Genomic DNA, 18,691 nt, shown 5'->3' on the forward strand with positions numbered 1-18,691 from the left:
AAATGCGCCATACTGTGTTGGGGTCGATCTGCGGGCTAAGCTTGGCTGTTTTGGCAGCCTGCTCCGATAGCGACCAAGAGAGCGTTGAGCGCGCGATTCAGGACGTGAACGCGCTGGATGAAAGCAACCTGTCAGATGTGATGCTGACGGTAGCGGACCCAAACGAAGGCATTGCCTATTTCCAACGCACGTTGAACGACAACCCTGACCGCATTGATATTCAGCGTGGGCTGGCGGTGTCTTATGTGCGTGCCAAACGCTTCACCGAGGCCGTCCCGGCCTGGACACGTGTCACCAAGCACAAAGAGAGCACCGCAAACGACCGCGTTGATCTCGCCGATGCGCAGATCCGCGCGGGCCAGTGGGACGCAGCCGAAAAGACGCTGGACAGCATTCCCCCCACCCATGAGACCTTCAAGCGCTATCGCCTTGAGGCCATGATTGCGGACAGCAATCAGGAATGGAACCGCGCCGACAGCTTCTATGAAATCGCCGTAGGTCTCACCACCCGCCCCGGTGGTGTGATGAACAACTGGGGTTACTCCAAACTGACCCGCGGCGACTATGCCGAAGCGGAACGTCTGTTTGGCGAGGCCATCCGTCAGGACAGCACGCTCTTCACCGCCAAGAACAACATGGTTCTCGCCCGTGGCGCGCAGCGCAAATACACGCTGCCTGTGGTGCCCATGGTACAAACCGAGCGCGCGCAGCTGCTGCACACGCTTGCGCTTTCCGCGATCAAGCAGGGCGACACCGAAACCGGCAAGGTTCTGCTGCGCGAAGCCATCGAAACGCACCCGCAGCACTTTGAGGCGGCGGTCCGTGCTCTGGATGCGCTTGAGCGCACCTAAGGCTTTATAAAGATGCAGGTTTCCAGCAGTTTTGCGCTATGGTCGCTGATCTTGGCGCTCCCGATTTGCCTGTATGCCTTCTATGTCGACATGAAGTTCAAACGGATCAGCAACATGACCGTTTGGGCGCTCTTTGCCGTCTTTGTTGTGGTCGGCCTCGCCTCCCTGCCGCTGATGGATTTTGTCTGGCGCTTCGCCAATTACGCGGTGGTCTTTGCCATCCTCCTGTTGATGTGGATGCTCCGGCAGATGGGGGCTGGCGACGTGAAAATGGCCGCCGTGGGCGCGCTTTTTGTGGATCGCGCAGACGCGGGCGACATGATGTGGATTGCCTTTGCCTCGCTGATCGCCGCCACCGTTGCCACCTTGATCGTGCGCTTCACACCGCTGCGCAAACTAGCGCCCGACTGGGCCGCATGGCGGCTGAAACCCTCGGCCGACGGCGTGGCAGTGGGCAAAGGCGATCAGATGACCCTGCCCATGGGCACCGGCATCGGCCTGATGCTCTGCACCTACCTCCTGCTTGGCGCTCTTTACGGCCAGTAACGCCCTCATCTGGCGAAGGCGCTTTTTTACGAGGCGCTGTCTGCACAAGCTTCACCTTCGCGGCTTGATGCGGCCCAAAAAACGCCACCTTTTGATTGTCTATGAGATGGAAACAGCAATGGGGCCAGCCGTGGCCCGATTAGGAGCGATCCATCCATGAATATGCAGACCACCAATGTGATGGCCCCGCCGCCCCCCAAGCGGCTCGAAGACATGCAACTGCCTGTTGTCATGATGCGGGACATTCTGCTGAAAACCATCTTCCGCAAAAACGTGGACATGGTCACCGCAATCGCCAAAGCCGTCTGCCTGCCCATCGCCGTCACCCAACAACTGGTGGATATGGCGCGCGAGCAGAAGCTGCTTGAGGCCACCGGCACACTCAACGCCAACAGCGGCAATGAGATGGGCTATCAGCTCACCGACGCCGGCAAATCCCGCGCCATGGATGCGCTGGCCCAGTCCGAGTATTTCGGCGCCATGCCAGTGCCGCTCGAAGTCTACCGCGAGCAGGTCAAACGCCAGTCCATCCGCAACATCCAGATCACCCGGGACCAACTGACCAACGCCATGGGGCATCTCATCCTGCCCCCCACCCTGCTGGATCAGTTGGGACCGGCTGTGGGTTCCGGCCGCTCCATCCTGATGTACGGCCCTCCGGGCAACGGTAAATCCTCGATTTCCAACGGCATTCGCGACGCGATGGGCGACAAGGTCTATGTGCCCCACGCCATCGAATACGCCGGTCAGGTGATCACCGTTTATGACCCGATTGTGCACTCTGCCGCTGAGGCCGAAGAGCAAGACATGTCGAGCCTGCGCCGCACCGCGCGCTTTGACAGCCGCTATGTCAAATGTGACCGCCCCACCGTGATCACCGGGGGTGAGCTGTCCCTCAGCATGCTCGATCTGGTCTACAACCCAACCGCGCGCACCTATCAGGCACCTTTGCAGCTGAAATCCAGCGGCGGCATCTTCATCGTGGACGACTTGGGCCGCCAGGAAGAGCCGCCTCAGGCGCTCGTGAACCGCTGGATTGTTCCGCTTGAGGAAAGCAAAGACATCCTTGCCCTTCAGTCCGGTGAGAAATTCGAGGTGCCTTTTGACACGCTTGTCATTTTCTCCACCAACTTCCACCCGAATGAGATCTTTGACCAAGCGGCGCTGCGCCGGATCTTCTACAAGATCAAAATCGATGGCCCAAGTCAGGAGAACTTCCTGAAAATCTTCGCACTTGTGGCGAAGAAAAAAGGCCTGCCGCTGGACGAAGCCAGCCTCGTGCACCTGCTGAAAACCAAATACCCCACGATCGACAACACCTATGCGAACTATCAGCCGGTGTTCCTGATCGACCAGATGATTTCCATCTGCGAATTTGAGGGCATTCCCTACCAGATGCGTCCTGACCTGATCGACCGCGCCTGGTCCAATATGTTTGTGAAAGACGAGCACATTGTGAAGTAACAGGCCCCATTGCCAAAGACAGTCTCAGGGGGATCAGCTGTGCTGCGCCCCCTTTTTCTTTTCACCACCAAAGCCTACATTGCGGCCATGACACCCCTCGCCCGCCTTTTCGCCATTCCGGTCAAAGCTTACCGGCTGATTTTCAGCCCATGGGTGGGGTTTAACTGCCGCTATCAGCCCACCTGTTCCGCCTATGCGCTGGAAGCCTTGGAAAAACACGGCGCGGTCAAGGGCAGCTGGCTCACCCTGCGCCGCATCGGGCGCTGCCATCCGCTCGGCAGCTCAGGCTATGATCCGGTGCCGGACGGCAAAGACGACAAACACTGCGGCTGCTCAAAGTCCTGAAACCCGCCGATTTCTGCCGCGCGCGCGTGGCACTCTGGACAGGGGCAGTCAATCTACCTAGAGCTGTGGCATCACCCATTGATTTGTTTGGAGTTTTCCCATGCGTTTTTCACGTCTTCTCGCGGCCTCATGTGTCGCCACACTCGCCGCTTCCACCAGCTATGCGGATAAATTTATCGGCTACGGCGCGATTGAGGGGTGGAACGTCCACATCGACACCGAAAAGAAATCCTGCCTTGTTGAAACCAAGGATCAGCTCGACAACGTGATCCAAATGGGCCTGACCAAAGATCGCGGCATCGGCTACATCGGCGTTTTCACCACCGCGGAAACCGACATCAAGCGCGGCGACAAAGAAGCGGTTGGCATTTTGCTTGGCGATGAAATCTATGTTGGCGAAGCCACCGGCATGCGCGGCAATATCACTAAGGGCTACAGCGGCGGCTACGTCCTGACCGACAACCCCGCTGTTTACGAGGCCATCCGCCGCGAGCAGACCATGATTGTCTTTCCGGAAAAACACTACAGCTTTACCGTTGATCTGACCGGCACCGCCAAGGCGCTCGATCTGGCGCGCAAATGCAACCAGGAACAAGTTCAGTGAGCCGCTCAGCACGCAGAAGCAGCGGTGCCAGACGCCTGACACCAAAGGCGTAAGACAACGAGCCGAATGGTTAAGAATGGGATCGCCCCTTAAGCGGTCCCATTTTTATTTTTTCACACCTCTGGCGCGCAAAAGCTCACTAAAAAACCGATCTTTTGTGCACCTTTGAGGCGCACCTTAAAAAACAGGGCCTTTGACTGCGAATCTCAGCTTGCGCCGCATGACTCTCCTGTGGATAACTTTGGGGACAGATTGACCTTTGCCCAGGACTTCGCATAAGGCGCACATGCTTGATGATCTCGATGATATTCACCCGCTTTTTCACGGCGCGCCTTCTTCCGCTAGTTTCAAGAAGTTGCGCAAACGAATCGTACGCCAAACCCGTGAGGCAATCGAACAATACGGTATGATTGAGCGCGGCGCGCGCTGGCTTGTGTGCCTCTCCGGCGGCAAGGATTCCTATACCCTGTTGGCTATTTTGCATGAATTGCAGTGGCGCGGCCTCTTGCCGGTCGAGCTTCTGGCCTGCAATCTGGATCAGGGCCAACCGGGCTTTCCGGCAACCGTGTTGCCCGAATTTCTGGAGCGTATGAAGGTTCCGCACCGCATCGAATATCAGGACACTTATTCGATCGTGAAAGACAAGGTTCCGGCCGGTCGCACCTATTGTGCACTGTGTTCACGTCTGCGCCGCGGCAACCTCTACCGCATTGCCCGCGAAGAAGGCTGCAGCGCCGTGGTTCTGGGGCACCACCGCGACGACATTCTGGAAACATTTTTCATGAACCTCTTCCACGGCGGGCGACTGGCGACCATGCCCCCCAAATTGGTTAACGAAGAAGGGGATCTGTTTGTCTACCGCCCCCTCGCCCATGTGGCCGAAGCCGATTGCGAGAAATTTGCCAATGCGATGAACTACCCTATCATTCCGTGTGATCTCTGCGGCTCGCAAGACGGGCTCCAAAGACAGCAGGTCAAACAGATTTTGGACCAATGGGAGGCCAACAGCCCCGGTCGCCGACAGGTGATGTTCAAGGCCCTCACCAACGTACGGCCCAGTCACATGATGGATCCGAACCTCTTCGATTTTGCCGGTTTGATGCGTGATCCGGTAAAATTTGAACAAAATTCCGACAGCATTCCTAAGCTGCGTTAACGGATCACTTAAGAGAATCGATAAGAGTAGTTCGAGTTTTATGCCGCACGGGAAACGTCAAATGCAGTCAAAGCTGGGACAGCTCTTGGAATCGCTTCGTGCATTCTGGGTTCAGGAGTCTCATGTCCGGCAAGCGCTTCCGCTTGTCGTGCCTTTGGCGACTCTGGCGGCATGGTTCATCTTTGGCGAGATCGGCCTGCTGATCTGCGCCTTCCTGCTGCCGCTGCCGTTTCTGGCCTTTTCGCCGTTCTCCGAAAGCAGCAAGCGCCGCGGCCGCAGTGAAACAGACGGGCTGACCGGCCTGCTGACCAGCACGGGCCTTGAGCTCAAGATGCAGGACAAGATGGCGACGCTGGAGCACGACGGTCGTGTGACCGCCTGCTTCTCCATCAAGATCGACAATTTTGCCCGTCTGCGTGAAAACCACGGCGATCAGGCCGCCGAAGACGTGCTGCGCAATGTCGCCAACCGTCTCAAAAGCGCCCTGCGCTCTGACGATATGGTGGCCCGCTCCGGTGATGCGGCCTTTGTTGTCGCACTGGCACCTGTGGCCTATTTTGATGTCGAAAGCGGCATCCAGATGGCCACCCGTTTCCAGACCGCTTTGGAAGAGCCGGTGCCCCTGCAGATGGCCTCCATCTATGTCAGCGTGTCCGTGGGCTTCTGCCTGTCCTCACGTCTGAGCCGCCCAACCGCGACAGCGCTCATTCAGGCCTCCGAAATGGCCATGAACGAGGCACAGCTCACCGGTGCCTCCAACATCCGCGCCTATTCCACGGATATGGGCCGCAAGGTGATCTCCCGCCGCAAAACCCAAAGCGAAGCGGCCCGCACCCTGCAGCGCGACCAAATCCGCGCGTGGTTCCAGCCGCAGGTCTCCACCGACACCGGCCTTGTAACCGGTTTTGAGGCGCTGGCCCGCTGGGAACACCCCGAACGCGGCATCCTTGCCCCCATCCAGTTTCTCGACGTCCTGCAACAGACCGGCCAGATGAGCCAGCTTGCCGACCTGATGCTGCGCCAATCCCTCGATGCCCTGCGCGCATGGGATGATGCGGGCTACAGCGTGCCGGTCGTAGGCGTGAATTTTGCAGGCGAAGAACTGCGCAGTCCCACTTTGGTAGAGCGTATCCAGTGGGAACTCGACCGCACGGAGCTGTTGCCTGCGCGTCTCGGCATCGAAGTGCTGGAAAGCGTGGTGGCTGGTGCGCCTGACGATATGGTGGTGCGCAACCTTGAAGCCATCTCCGCCCTTGGCTGCTCCGTGGATCTGGACGACTTTGGCACCGGCCACGCCTCCATTTCCTCGATCCGCCGCCTGCCGGTAAAGCGCATCAAGATCGACCGCTCCTTTGTCACAAATGTGGACCGCGATCAGGAGCAGCAGCGCATGATTGCCGCGATTGTCACCATGGCAGAGCGTCTGGGCCTCGAAACCCTGGCCGAAGGCGTGGAAAACTCCGCGGAACACGCCATGCTGGCGCAGCTGGGCTGCTCTCACGTGCAGGGCTACGGCATCGCCCGCCCAATGCCGTTCCATGAGACCCTGAAATGGATGGCCGCCCATCAGGAAAAGATCGGCCCGGCCCTCCAGATCGGCAACAAACCGAGCTGATCTGCGCGCCAACAGCCGCGCGCCACCCGCACAGACAAGCAACGACACAACGGCTTTCCTGTGATTCCAGTCGAATCCCCTTGACCTTTGGCCCCCACCTCTGTTGAACCTCCCCAACGTTTCAACGACAGATGGCTTGCGGCAATGGACGATCAGAACAAGAACCTCATCCTCGCGACGGCGCTCAGCTTTGGCGTCATCCTGATCTGGTTCACCCTGTTTCCCCCACCAGAAGCGGTGGAGGATCCCAACGCCCCGGCGATCACCGCAGAAAGCACTGATGCCGCCACGCCGTCTACGGCCCCTGCCCTGAGCAGCGCTGGCACCGACACGGCGTCTGCCGCTGCCACAGGTGCGGAGCCAACGGCCGCTGCAGATGCGCCCCGTCTGGACATCGCAACCGACCGCGTGACCGGCTCGATCTCCCTGCTGGGCGGCCGCATCGACGATCTGAAACTCAACGATTACCGCGTGACCCAGGACGCCGATTCCGAGATCGTGACCCTGCTGTCTCCCAACGGTGAGCCAAACGCCTACTACGCGCTCTACGGCTGGGCCCCCGGCGCAGGTCTGAACCTTGATCAGGTGCCCGGTTCCAACACCCTCTGGTCTGTTGAGAGCGGCGACATCCTGAGCGAAGACGCACCCGTAACCCTGTCTTGGGACAACGGCGCAGGCCTGACCTTCCGCCGCACCATTTCCGTGGACGACAACTACATGTTCTCCGTGGACCAGTCGGTTGAGAACACCGGCGCAGGCTCCGTGTCCCTCGCACCATACGGCGTGCTTGCCCGCTACGGTCAGCCAGAGGATCTGAAGAACTTCTTCATCCTGCACGAAGGCATGGTCTCCATGGCGGACGGCGAGCTGGCCGAAATCGACTATGACGACATGACCGATTTCACCTTTGACCAGCGCGAAGGCGCACCGGCAGAGGTGACACAGGTGGAGGCTAATGGCTGGACCGGCTTCACCGACCACTACTGGATGGCCACCCTGATCCCGGCACCGGGCACAGGCTTCAAATCGGTCGCCAAATATGACGCAAACCGCGACATCTACCAGACCGAAGCCGTGATGCGCACGCTCACCGTGGCCGAGGGCGAGACCGCCACCACCTCCAGCCAGCTCTTTGCTGGTGCCAAGGAATGGGCCACCATCCGCGCCTATCAGAACGAGGGTGGTGTTCAGGGCTTCGTTGAATCCATCGACTGGGGCTGGTTTGCCTTCCTGACCAAGCCAATCTTTGCTCTGCTGCACTGGCTGAACGTTCAGATCGGCAACATGGGCTGGGCAATCATCGGCCTGACCGTGATCCTGAAAATCATCGTCTTCCCGCTGGCCTATAAATCTTATGCCTCCATGGCGAAGATGAAAGAACTCCAGCCACAGATGGAAAAGCTGAAAGAAGCGGCCGGTGACGACCGTCAGAAAATGCAGCAATCCATGATGGAGCTTTACAAGAAAGAAAAGGTCAACCCAGCGGCCGGCTGTCTGCCGATCCTGATCCAGATCCCGATCTTCTTCTCGCTCTACAAAGTGATCTTCGTGACGCTGGAGCTGCGCCACGCCCCATGGCTTGGCTGGATCACCGACCTGTCCGCGCCGGATCCAAGCTCGATCTTCAACCTGTTCGGCCTGCTGCCCTTCGGCATCCCTGAACTGGGCTTCTTTGAGATCTTCAGCCTCGGCATCCTGCCAATCCTGCTGGGTATCTCCATGTGGCTGCAGCAAAAGCTGAACCCGGCGCCCACCGATCCGACCCAGCAAATGATCTTTGCCTGGATGCCATGGGTCTTCATGTTCATGCTCGGCAGCTTTGCCTCCGGCCTCGTGGTCTACTGGATCACCAACAACGTGATCACCTTCGTGCAGCAGTACGCCATCATGCGTCAGCACGGCTACAAACCGGACGTATTTGGCAACATCAAAGCCAGCTTTAAGAAAAAACCAAAAGAGGACGCCAAGTGATGGGCACAGTTGCCGCACTTTGGAGACACCCAATCAAGGCCCACGGACGCGAGTCCGTGGGTCACATTTCTTTGGTCGAAGGCCAGACCTTCCCCTGGGATCGCCGCTGGGCCGTGGCCCATGAGGCCGCCAAGACCGAAGGTGGCGAATGGGCCTCCTGCCGTAATTTCTCCCGTGCCGCCGGGGCCCCTGCCCTGATGGCCATCACCGCCAAGGTGGATGAGGACAGCGGCAAAATCACCCTGAACCACCCTGACCTGTGGGAACTCACCATCGATCCCGCCACCCAGGGCGACAAGCTGATCGATTGGGTCCGCCCGATCATGCCCAAAGACCGCGCCGCCAGTGCCAAACTGGTGCCCGCAGGCGAGGTTGGCATGACCGACAGCAACTTCCCCTCCATCGCGATCCACGCCACCGCCAGCCACCGCGCGGTCGAGGAACTGCTTGGCCAACCGCTCTCCACAGAGCGCTGGCGCGGCAATATCTGGCTGGACGGGTTTGAAGCGTTTTCCGAGTTTGACTGGATCGGAAAGACCCTGCGCATTGGCACCGCCGAAATCGAAGTGCGCGAGCGCATCACCCGCTGTCTTGCCACCACATCCAACCCCGATACCGGCGTGCGCGATGCCGATACGCTGGGCGCACTGAAGGGGGCCTATGGCCATCAGGACTTCGGCGTTTACGGTGTCGTAACCAAAACCGGCGACATTTCCGTCGGCGACACAGCGGAGCTTCTCTGATGCAACTGCCCTTCCCATTTGTCGAAGACCCGGAGCCGATCGCGCTGGAGCGCGGCCGCAAGCTCTTCAATGGTGCCAACTCCGACTTTCTCAAAGGTGTGGTGGCCATGGATGGCCTGCCAGCCGGTGACCGTGTGGAGGTCTGCTTTGCGGGCCGCTCCAACGTTGGCAAATCCAGCCTGATCAACGCGCTGACCGGGCGCACCCGTCTGGCCCGCGCCTCCAACACACCGGGCCGCACGCAGGAAATCAACTTCTTCACCCTGACCGACAGCCACTATCTCGTGGACCTTCCGGGCTATGGCTATGCCAACGCGCCCCTGCCGGTGGTGGAGAAATGGCAGCGCCTGCTCAAGCAATATCTCTCCGGCCGTGCCAATCTGCGCCGCGCCTTTGTGCTGATCGACAGCCGCCATGGTGTGAAAGACGTGGACGAAGAGATCATGTCTCTTCTCGATAGCTCCGCCGTGACCTTTCAGGTGGTGATGACCAAAGCTGACAAGGTGAAAGAGAAAGACCGCGAAAAGATCTTCAAACAGGTGCGCGAGAAACTCGCCAAACACCCGGCCGCCTATCCGGAGATGGTGCTGACCAGCTCTGAAAAGGGCGACGGCATCGGCACCCTGCGTGCCATCATCGCAGGGCTCGCATAAATTGCACCGGCTGTTGCCCCTCATCCTGCTGTTGGCCATCGGCCTGACAGCTGTCATCCCCAAAGGGTGGATGCCAAAGGTGATGGACGACGGCCACATCCTGCTCGTGCTCTGTACCGCAGATGAAATGGTGGAGATGCTCGTCGATGAAAACGGCGAGCCTGTGCCATTGCACGAACGCACCGGCGAAGAGCGCAGCCCCTGCGCTTTCTCCGCTGTGCCTGACGTCGCCATTGTGGCGGACGGCCCGCACCCTTTGCTGCTGGAGGGCACGCTCACCGCGCTCTGGCAACATCAGGGCTTCACCCACGAAAGCGCTGGCTTGCACCGCCGCTATGACGCGCGCGGCCCCCCTTCCCTCTCCTGACACCCCTTCAAAACCTAGCTTTATCCAAACCGCCCCGATTGCCCGGGCTGCGGTCTGTCAGGAGATATCTTCATGGCTCAGAACAGCCAATTCAGCGGCGAAGCCGCCCCCAACACTCTGTCTCAGAAACTCTATTTCGCCGCATGGCGCTGGCATTTTTATGCCGGCCTCTATGTGATCCCCTTCCTGATGATGCTTGCCATCACCGGAATGATGATGATGTTCATCACCCAGTTTGACGGGCGCGACGGGGAGAAAATCGCCGTCACGCCCCAAGCCTCCGCCCTCTCGATCTCAGAACAGGCAGAGGCCGCCATCAACGCCGTCCCCGGCACCGTGGTGGAATACATTGGCCCCAAAAGCGACAGCCTCGCGGCAGTCTTCCGCGTCAAAACAGAGACCAACCAACAGCTCGTTGCTGTTGATCCCTACACCGGCACCGTTCTGGAAAGCTGGGACCGCCGCACCGGCTGGTATGACTTTGCCGACAACGTGCACGGTTCGCTCCTGCTGGGCGACACAGGTGATCGCCTGATTGAGATCGCCGCAGGCCTCGGCCTCGTTCTGGTGCTCACCGGGCTTTACATCTGGTGGCCCCGTGGCAATTCCGTCTCCGTTCTGGTGCCAAACCTCGCCGCCCGTGGCCGCGCGCTTTGGAAAAGCCTGCACGCGGTTGTCGGCTTCTGGATCTCGGCCCTCATGGTGATCTTCCTGATCTCCGGTCTGGCATGGGCCGGCATCTGGGGCGGCAAATTTGTTCAGGCCTGGTCCACCTTCCCGGCTGAGAAATGGAACAACGTGCCTTTGTCCGACAGCACCCACGCCGCCATGGGCCACGGCAACCAGAACGACGTGCCTTGGGCGCTGGAGCAAACGCCAATGCCCGCCTCTGGCTCCGATGTGGGCGTCACCGGCACCCCCGAAGGCGCAGCAATCGACATCAACAGCCTCGTGGCTCTGGGTCGCGCGCTGGGTCTGGAGGGCCGCTTCCGCGTCGCTTACCCGGGGGATGAAACAGGCGTCTGGACCATCAACCGTGACAGCATGAGCAGCGACAGCACCGACCCGATGGGCGATGTGACCGTGCATGTGGACCAATACACCGGCAAAATCCTCGCTGAGGTGCGCTTTGCCGACTATTCCGTCGCGGGCAAATCCATGGCGGTCAGCATCCCTTTCCATATGGGCCTCATGGGGCTTTGGAACCTGATCCTGAACACGGTCTTCTGCCTTGCGGTGATCTTCCTCTGTGTCTCAGGTGTGGTCATGTGGGTGAAACGCCGCCCGGGCAAAGCCCTGCGTCTCGCCGCCCCGCCAGCACCGCGTGAAATGCCGCTCTGGAAAGGCGCGCTCCTGATCGCCGCCGTGGTCTCCATCGCCTTCCCGCTTGTGGGCCTCACCCTGCTGGCCGTGCTCGCCTTTGACGTTATAGTGCTCTCAAACGTACCAGCGCTCAAACGCGCGTTCTCTTAAATCACGTGAGCCCCCGCCGGCATCACGCAGGCGGGGGCCACAACTTGACCAATCCACATTTCGCCACCGGCGTCGGCATCGCAGGCTGTGGCCGTATGGGCGCTCCGATGCTCGCCGCGCTCCGTACCGCAGGTTTTGACGCCAAAGGCTTTGATGTGCGCCCGTCCTCCGACTTCGGCGCGCTTGCACCGCATATTCCGCCCCTCCCCGATTTTGCAGCCCGTCTCACCACGCTGATCACCGTGGTGCGCGACATTACCCAGACCGACGATGTGCTCTTTGGCGCGCAAAACCTGATCGCAACTGCGCCCCATCTCTCCACCGTCATCATCTCCTCCACCCTGTCGCCGCGTTACGTCCGCGCGCTGCGCGACCGGATCCCACCGCAGATCACCCTGATCGACGCCCCCATGTCCGGCGCTGCCGTTGCCGCCGAAGAGGCCCGGCTGTCCTTCATGCTTGGCGGCGCGCCGCAGGACATCGCCAAACATCAGCCTTTGTTTGAGGCCATGGGTGCGCATTTTCACCACATGGGAGGCTTTGGCGCAGGCATGCAGGCCAAAGTGCTCAACAATCTGCTCGCCGCCTCCAACACCGCCATGACCCGCCTTGTGCTCGATTGGGCCGATCAGAGCGGTCTGGAAGAGCGCGCGCTGCTGGACCTCATCCACACCTCATCGGGGCAAAACTGGCTCGCCTCAGGATTTGAGGAGATCGAATTTGCCCGCGACGGCTGGGAAGCGGACAACACAATCGGCATCCTCACCAAAGACGTGGCCTCAGCACTTGACGCCGCGCCCGAGGGGGCCGACACCGCTTTGCCTGATCTCATCAAAGCCCAGATCCGCGCGCTCAAACCGCGCGCCTAAGCCCGCGCGCCAAGCTTTCACAAACCCGCGCCCATCACAAAGGCATCTCTCTAAAAAGTGCCTTGCAAGAGGCGCGCTCAACCGTTGCCAAACGCCCCATTTTGCTGCATGACAACGACATGACACTTCATGCACGCGCGCTCTCCGTTCATCTCTTCACTGCTACCGGGGCGGTTTTCGCCATGCTGGCGATGCTCGCCGCAGTTGATAGCAAATGGAGCCTCATGTTCCTCTGGCTTGTGGTGGCCTTCATCGTGGACGGCATCGACGGCCCGCTCGCGCGCCACTACGACGTGAAGAAAAACGCGGCGGAGTTTGACGGCGTGCTGCTCGATCTGATCATCGACTATCTGACCTATGTGTTCATCCCCGCCTTCGCGCTCTTTAAATCAGGGCTGATGGACGGCTGGACCGGCTGGTTTGCAATCATCGTGATCACCTTCACCTCGGCGCTCTATTTCGCCGACACCCGCATGAAAACCAAAGACAATTCCTTCTCGGGCTTCCCCGGATGCTGGAACATGCTGGTGATTGTGATCTTCGCGGTGGAGCCGAATTTCTGGGTCAGCCTCGCGCTTGTGACCGTTCTGGCGGTGGCGATGTTCCTGCCGATCAAGTTCATCCACCCGGTGCGCACCGAGCGCTGGCGCTGGCTGTCTCTGCCCACCGCGCTTGCATGGACCTTCTTTGCAGGCTGGGCCGCATGGGTCGATTTCCACCCCGAAAGCTGGGCCCATTGGGGCCTTGTGGCCACCTCGGTCTATCTTCTCGGCGCAGGCGCTGCACAGCAAATCCTCTACCGCGAACGCCTCTGAGCGGCCTCTGCGCAGCGTAACAGCCGCTCTAGATCATCGCCCAACAAATCTGCAACAACCGTATCAGGTCACATAGACCGGCCCCCGACCCTGGGTGGGGGTGAAGCCCCCTCCCTTGGGGGAGGGTCGGGGGCTGGTCGGCTTCGCCTCCTGCACGGTGGTGAAGGCCATGCGTTTCAGATTTTGGGGACGATGCTTCAAATCAACAGCCCACCCGCGCGCTCATGTTTGAGCAGCCAGACCTTGGTCTCCACACCGCCGCGCCCTGAAAACCCGCCAAGCCCATTCGCGCCCAGCACGCGGTGGCAGGGGATGATCACCGGTATCGGATTGCCGCCACAGCCCTGACCGATCGCCTGCGCCGGCACACCAATCTCTTTGGCCAGATCGCCATAGGTGCGGGTCTCTCCCAATGGGATCGCCAGCATGGCGTCGCAGACTTTCTGCTGAAACTCCGACGCTTCCACCCGCAAGGGCAGATCAAATCCCCGCGCGGGATCAGCAAAATAAGCCACCAACTGCGCCGCTGCCTCCCGCAGCAAGGGCGTGTCGTCCGCGCCCCCCTGCCCCCATTCGGCACGGGTGATGGCCCCGTCCTCTTCGGTCAAGGTCATAGGGCCAGTCGGGGTTTCAACAGTGGTTTGCAACATGGCGCCACGATGCCGCCTCCCCCGCCCGGAATCAAGGCCGTGGGGGTCAGCGCAGGACCGCGGGTGTGCGCTCAAACTTTCGCAAGCGCGCGCTTTATCCCAGCCAAGCACATCCGAACGCCCAGCATGCAGCCCGCCTCGCCAAAGCGCACGCCCTTGCGGGCGGTCGTGCGCGGGCCCGGCGGCCTGCGGCCTTGTTCCGGGCCAAGGTCAAAAAAAGGGCGCCCGAACCGGACGCCCTCCTCAATCTCTTTGGCAAAAGCCTCAGCCCAGCGCGTCGTTACAACGGCCACAGACACCGTCATGGCTATGCTTGCCAACGTCAGGCAGGATCTTCCAGCAGCGCTGACATTTCTCGCCATCAGCCTTTTCAAAGACCACACCAACACCCTCCACTTCCGGCAGGCGGAAGGCCTCTGCCGGGCTCGGGTCGTTGTTCACGTCGATGGTGGAGGTGATGCAGACGTCGGCAAAGTTCACCGTCTTAAGCGCCTCAACCACCTCAGCATCACGCACATGCACCACCGGCGCCGCCTCAAGCGAGGCACCGATCACCTTGTCGGTCCGCTGCACCTCAAGCGCCGCAGTGACAACACGGCGCACTTCACGCACCTTGGCCCATTTCGCGGCCAGCGGCTCATTGAGCCAATCCGCAGGCGTTTCCGGGAAGTCGATCAGATGCACAGAGCTGTCGTCGCCTGGGAAGCGCTCCAGCCAGACCTCTTCCATGGTGAACACCAGCACTGGCGCGAGCCATGTGGTCAGGCGGTGGAACAGGATATCGAGAACTGTGCGCGCCGCGCGGCGGTTCAGCGTGTCGCCGTCGCAATAAAGCGCATCCTTGCGGATATCGAAGTAGAAGGCCGACAGCTCCACAGTGGCAAAGTTGAAGACCGCAGAGACAACCCCTTGGAAGTTGAATTCCGCATAGCCCTTGCGCACCTGATGATCGAGCTCCGCCAGACGATGCAGCACCCAGCGCTCCAGCTCCGGCATATCCGCCACATCCACACGATCCGCCTCGGTGAACCCGCTCAGTGAGCCCAGCATAAAGCGCATGGTGTTGCGAAGGCGGCGATAGCTGTCCGCCACACCTTTCAGGATTTCATCCCCGATACGCTGATCTGCGGTGTAGTCGGTCTGTGCCACCCACAGGCGCAGGATATCCGCGCCGTACTGCTGCACAACCTTCTCAGGCACAATGGTGTTGCCCAGAGATTTGGACATCTTGTTGCCCTTGGCATCCAGCGTAAAGCCATGGGTCACCACATTGCGGTACGGTGCGCGGCCCAACGTGGCCGACGCCTGCAACAGCGAGCTGTGGAACCAGCCACGGTGCTGGTCGGTGCCTTCCATGTAAACGTCGGCGATGCCGTCTTCGGTGCCGTCCTCACGGTCGCGCAGCACAAATGCGTGGGTGGAGCCTGAGTCAAACCACACGTCGAGCACGTCAAACACCTGCTCCCACTCATCCGCGTTGTAGCCTTCACCAAGGAAGCGCTCTTTCGCGCCTTCCACATACCAGCAATCCGCGCCCTCTTCCTCAAAGGCCGCCTTGATGCGGGCATTCACCTCAGGATCGCGCAGCAGGAAGCCCTCATCAGTGGGCAGCGCACCTTTCTTCACAAAGCAGGTGAGCGGCACACCCCAGGCGCGCTGACGCGAAAGAACCCAATCCGGACGGTCCTGGATCATGGAATAAAGACGGTTACGGCCCTTCTGCGGGGTCCATTTCACCAGCTCATCGATGGAGCGCAGCGCGCGTTCGCGGATGCTGTCGCCCATCTCGCCTTTGCCATCATCCAGCTTGCGATCCACGCTCGCAAACCACTGCGGCGTGTTGCGATAGATGATCGGCGCTTTTGAGCGCCAGCTGTGCGGATAGCTGTGCTTGATCTTGCCACGCGCCAGCAGGCCGCCCACTTCCACCAGCTTGTCGATGATGGTCTTGTTGGCATCGCCCTCACCGCCCTTGCGGTTCAGGATGTATTTGCCACCAAAGAACGGCAGATCCGCACGGAACCCGCCATCATCCATGACGTTATAGGTCAGAACGCTCTCCAACATGCCCAGATCACGGTAGAGCTCAAATTCCTCCATACCGTGGCTTGGCGCACAATGCACAAAGCCGGTGCCCTCGGTGTCGGTCACAAACTCCGCGGCACGGAAATCACGCATGTCATCCCATTCGCCGTTCGCGCCGTCCGCACCATGCAGCGGGTGGGCAAGCCCCACACCTTCCAGATCGCTCACCGGCACGTCACCGACGCGTTTCCACATATCGGCATCCAGACGCGCACGGGTCATCACGTCACCGGCCAGATTGTCGGCCAGCACAAATTTGTCACCAACCTTGGCCCAGCTTTCTTCCGGCGTGCCGGTCACTTCATAGAGGCCATAGGCAATGTCTTTGCCAAACACGACCGCCTTGTTGGACGGGATCGTCCAAGGCGTGGTGGTCCAGATCACCACATAAGCGCCCGCCAGCTTGTGATCGGCCGGCTCAGCCACTTTAAACTTCACCCAGATCGTGAAGCTTTCCTTGTCGTGATACTCAACTTCCGCTTCCGCCAGCGCGGTTTTCTCCACCGGAGACCACATCACAGGCTTGGAGCCCTGATAGAGCGTGCCGTTCATGAGGAACTTCATGAACTCATCGGCAATCACCGCCTCGGCATGATAATCCATGGTGATGTAAGGGTTTGGCCAGTTGCCGGTGATGCCCAGACGCTTGAACTCCTCGCGTTGGATGTCGATCCAGCCCTCGGCAAACTTGCGGCATTCCTGACGGAACTCGACAATGTCCACCGCGTCTTTGTCTTTGCCCTTCTTGCGATACTGCTCCTCGATCTTCCACTCGATCGGCAGACCGTGGCAATCCCAACCCGGCACATAACGCGCATCATGGCCCATCATCTGATGGGAGCGCACGATCATATCCTTGATGGTTTTGTTCAGCGCGTGACCGATGTGCAAATGGCCATTCGCATAGGGCGGGCCATCATGCAGCGTGAAGGGCGTGCGGCCCTCTTTCTCGCGCAGGCGGTCATACACACCCAGCTTTTCCCAACGCTCCAGCCACGCAGGCTCACGCTTGGGCAGCCCCGCGCGCATCGGGAAATCGGTTTTCGGAAGGTTCAGCGTATCTTTGTACTCTGGGGTCTCTTTGACGGTATCGGCACACATGTGTCCGGTCCTTTTCAGGCGGTCTTATTTGGAAGGATGTAGAGCGGCGCGGCAGTCCATACGCCTTGTCCCGGCGGCTCGTTCTTGGATCAGAGCGCCGGGCTGATAATTCGAATAATAATTGCGAATATCTGCGTCATGAGCGCCTTATAGGCGGCTCAGCCCATGGGGTAAAGCAATGATCGCCCCCGCAGAGCGCCCAAGACCATATAAGAAAGGGAGCTGCGCCAATCGCAACTCCCTCACATGCTGCCAAACGGGCTGGCTTGATCAGGCTGGGTCCGGGGTGGTCTGGCGGCGTGGCTGGCAAAAGCTGGCTACGTGGCGTGACCTGAAGGGACCTAAAAGAGCCTCATCTGGCGCGCTGGTCTGATCAGAAAACCGTCAGACACAAGGCCGACGACTTAGGCCGCCTGACCTTCAAAGCTGCCGCACCAGTCGTTGCTTTTCACAACCGGCCATTGCGCCGCGCCTTTCATTTCCTCTTCGGTGAGGAAGGTCGGCGCGTTGAAGCGGCACAGACCCGCGGCATCGGCTTTCGCAGCTTCAGAAGCAGCAGCCCCGTCAAAGAACGCACATACGTTGCAAGCTTTATCAGTCATCGGTCTTTCCTTTTGCTTTTCAGAACCCAAACTGGCTGGCGACGGGCTGGCTGTGGTTGTTCTGCTGGCTATCGAGACTCACCACGAGCCCCGCATCAATTCGTGCTCCAGTGGTATCCGTAAAAATCCGCAACCTCAAGATTATTTTTGTTTATTTTCAGTTACTTGACAGATTTGCTCAACAACCAAACCCGAGTGTTTCACTTCCCAAACCCAAGTAAAACACATATGTCACACCCGCAAAGCGCCCTGCGCGCTTGTGTGCGCGGCAGCACCTCTGTAGGCACGTCCAAAAGGACACCGAGACATGGCCACATTGCCTCCAAAATTTGACGTGACACGCGAAGAGATCTCCCGCGTGGTGGCCGCGTTTTATGAAATGGTGCGCCAGCACCCGGGTCTCGGGCCGGTCTTTGCCGTGCATGTGGAGGATTGGCCCGCCCATGAGGCCAAGGTGGCCGACTTCTGGGCCAATGCGATCCTTTATGAGCGCAGCTATGATGGCAATCCGCTGAAGGTCCACCGCGAGGCGGGCAATGTGCGCCCCGGCATGTTTGACGCCTGGCTTGCGCTTTTTGAGATGACGCTCGAACGTGAACTGACCGAGGACCAAGCCGCCGCCTGGTCTGCTCTGGCGCATAAAATCGGCCGCTCCCTGCGTGCCGGTGTGGTGGAACAGATCAAAGGCCCCGGCGGCGTCCCAATCCTGCGCTGATCCCTCTGCTTAAGCAGGGATACTCTGCGGCTTCCTCTTGCCCTAAATATCCCCGCCGGAGGCTCC

Annotated in this window: 18 protein-coding genes; 15 read left to right on the plus strand and 3 right to left on the minus strand. The window is 59.9% G+C overall.

Features of this window, described 5'->3' with window-relative positions:
- Positions 1-2 precede the first annotated feature (2 nt).
- The 14 genes from ACO07T_RS06570 to ACO07T_RS06635 all read left to right on the plus strand — a co-directional run bounded on the left by ACO07T_RS06570 (position 3) and on the right by ACO07T_RS06635 (position 13,472).
- Positions 3-851: a tetratricopeptide repeat protein gene (locus tag ACO07T_RS06570; protein ID WP_209087500.1), complete on the plus strand. Its 849-nt coding sequence runs from the start codon at positions 3-5 to the stop codon at positions 849-851.
- Positions 852-863: 12 nt separating this feature from the next.
- Positions 864-1,397 (plus strand): prepilin peptidase, encoded by a 534-nt coding sequence (locus ACO07T_RS06575; protein ID WP_422048740.1) that lies wholly within the window; start codon positions 864-866, stop codon positions 1,395-1,397.
- A 156-nt stretch (positions 1,398-1,553) separates the two neighbouring features.
- Positions 1,554-2,861 carry an ATPase gene (locus ACO07T_RS06580; protein ID WP_209064475.1) on the plus strand — a complete coding sequence of 436 codons (1,308 nt, stop codon included), beginning with the start codon at positions 1,554-1,556 and terminating at the stop codon, positions 2,859-2,861.
- 87 nt (positions 2,862-2,948) lie between these two features.
- Positions 2,949-3,206 (plus strand): membrane protein insertion efficiency factor YidD, encoded by a 258-nt coding sequence (gene yidD, locus ACO07T_RS06585; RefSeq protein ID WP_422048944.1) that lies wholly within the window; start codon positions 2,949-2,951, stop codon positions 3,204-3,206.
- A 100-nt stretch (positions 3,207-3,306) separates the two neighbouring features.
- Entirely contained in the window at positions 3,307-3,810 is a 504-nt protein-coding gene (locus tag ACO07T_RS06590) for a hypothetical protein (RefSeq protein ID WP_422048741.1), read from the plus strand.
- Positions 3,811-4,096: 286 nt separating this feature from the next.
- On the plus strand, positions 4,097-4,966 hold the full coding sequence (ttcA, locus tag ACO07T_RS06595) for a tRNA 2-thiocytidine(32) synthetase TtcA (protein WP_209064470.1): 870 nt from the start codon (positions 4,097-4,099) through the stop codon (positions 4,964-4,966).
- Positions 4,967-5,027: 61 nt separating this feature from the next.
- Positions 5,028-6,581: a putative bifunctional diguanylate cyclase/phosphodiesterase gene (locus ACO07T_RS06600; RefSeq protein WP_422048742.1), complete on the plus strand. Its 1,554-nt coding sequence runs from the start codon at positions 5,028-5,030 to the stop codon at positions 6,579-6,581.
- Positions 6,582-6,725: 144 nt separating this feature from the next.
- Complete coding sequence (gene yidC, locus ACO07T_RS06605) at positions 6,726-8,552, plus strand: membrane protein insertase YidC (RefSeq protein WP_209087510.1); 1,827 nt, start codon at positions 6,726-6,728, stop codon at positions 8,550-8,552.
- The gene (locus ACO07T_RS06610) at positions 8,552-9,295 is read left to right on the plus strand and encodes an MOSC domain-containing protein (protein WP_422048743.1); all 744 of its coding nucleotides are present in this window, start codon (positions 8,552-8,554) and stop codon (positions 9,293-9,295) included. The genes yidC and ACO07T_RS06610 overlap by 1 nt, the downstream gene beginning before the upstream one ends.
- On the plus strand, positions 9,295-9,948 hold the full coding sequence (gene yihA, locus ACO07T_RS06615) for a ribosome biogenesis GTP-binding protein YihA/YsxC (RefSeq protein WP_209064463.1): 654 nt from the start codon (positions 9,295-9,297) through the stop codon (positions 9,946-9,948). The genes ACO07T_RS06610 and yihA overlap by 1 nt, the downstream gene beginning before the upstream one ends.
- A 13-nt stretch (positions 9,949-9,961) precedes the next feature.
- Positions 9,962-10,315 (plus strand): DUF2946 domain-containing protein, encoded by a 354-nt coding sequence (locus tag ACO07T_RS06620; RefSeq protein ID WP_422048744.1) that lies wholly within the window; start codon positions 9,962-9,964, stop codon positions 10,313-10,315.
- Between the two features lie 72 nt (positions 10,316-10,387).
- Positions 10,388-11,788 carry a PepSY-associated TM helix domain-containing protein gene (locus ACO07T_RS06625; RefSeq protein ID WP_422048745.1) on the plus strand — a complete coding sequence of 467 codons (1,401 nt, stop codon included), beginning with the start codon at positions 10,388-10,390 and terminating at the stop codon, positions 11,786-11,788.
- Positions 11,789-11,832: 44 nt separating this feature from the next.
- Positions 11,833-12,657: an NAD(P)-dependent oxidoreductase gene (locus ACO07T_RS06630; RefSeq protein WP_422048746.1), complete on the plus strand. Its 825-nt coding sequence runs from the start codon at positions 11,833-11,835 to the stop codon at positions 12,655-12,657.
- 119 nt (positions 12,658-12,776) lie between these two features.
- Positions 12,777-13,472 carry a CDP-alcohol phosphatidyltransferase family protein gene (locus ACO07T_RS06635; RefSeq protein ID WP_209064457.1) on the plus strand — a complete coding sequence of 232 codons (696 nt, stop codon included), beginning with the start codon at positions 12,777-12,779 and terminating at the stop codon, positions 13,470-13,472.
- Between the two features lie 197 nt (positions 13,473-13,669).
- Here the strand turns inward: ACO07T_RS06635 and ACO07T_RS06640 are convergent, their stop codons facing one another.
- The 3 genes from ACO07T_RS06640 to ACO07T_RS06650 all read right to left on the minus strand — a co-directional run bounded on the left by ACO07T_RS06640 (position 13,670) and on the right by ACO07T_RS06650 (position 17,910).
- Positions 13,670-14,122 (minus strand): methylated-DNA--[protein]-cysteine S-methyltransferase, encoded by a 453-nt coding sequence (locus tag ACO07T_RS06640; protein WP_422048747.1) that lies wholly within the window; start codon positions 14,120-14,122, stop codon positions 13,670-13,672.
- A 264-nt stretch (positions 14,123-14,386) separates the two neighbouring features.
- The gene (gene ileS, locus ACO07T_RS06645) at positions 14,387-17,308 is read right to left on the minus strand and encodes an isoleucine--tRNA ligase (protein ID WP_422048748.1); all 2,922 of its coding nucleotides are present in this window, start codon (positions 17,306-17,308) and stop codon (positions 14,387-14,389) included.
- A 404-nt stretch (positions 17,309-17,712) separates the two neighbouring features.
- Complete coding sequence (locus ACO07T_RS06650; protein ID WP_422048749.1) at positions 17,713-17,910, minus strand: hypothetical protein; 198 nt, start codon at positions 17,908-17,910, stop codon at positions 17,713-17,715.
- A gap of 307 nt (positions 17,911-18,217) precedes the next feature.
- Between ACO07T_RS06650 and ACO07T_RS06655 the strand changes: the two genes are divergently transcribed.
- Positions 18,218-18,625, plus strand: coding sequence for a group III truncated hemoglobin (locus ACO07T_RS06655; RefSeq protein WP_422048750.1), 408 nt, complete (start codon positions 18,218-18,220; stop codon positions 18,623-18,625).
- Positions 18,626-18,691 lie beyond the last annotated feature (66 nt).

Source organism: Shimia sp. (assembly GCF_965227725.1).
Taxonomy (GTDB): domain Bacteria; phylum Pseudomonadota; class Alphaproteobacteria; order Rhodobacterales; family Rhodobacteraceae; genus Shimia.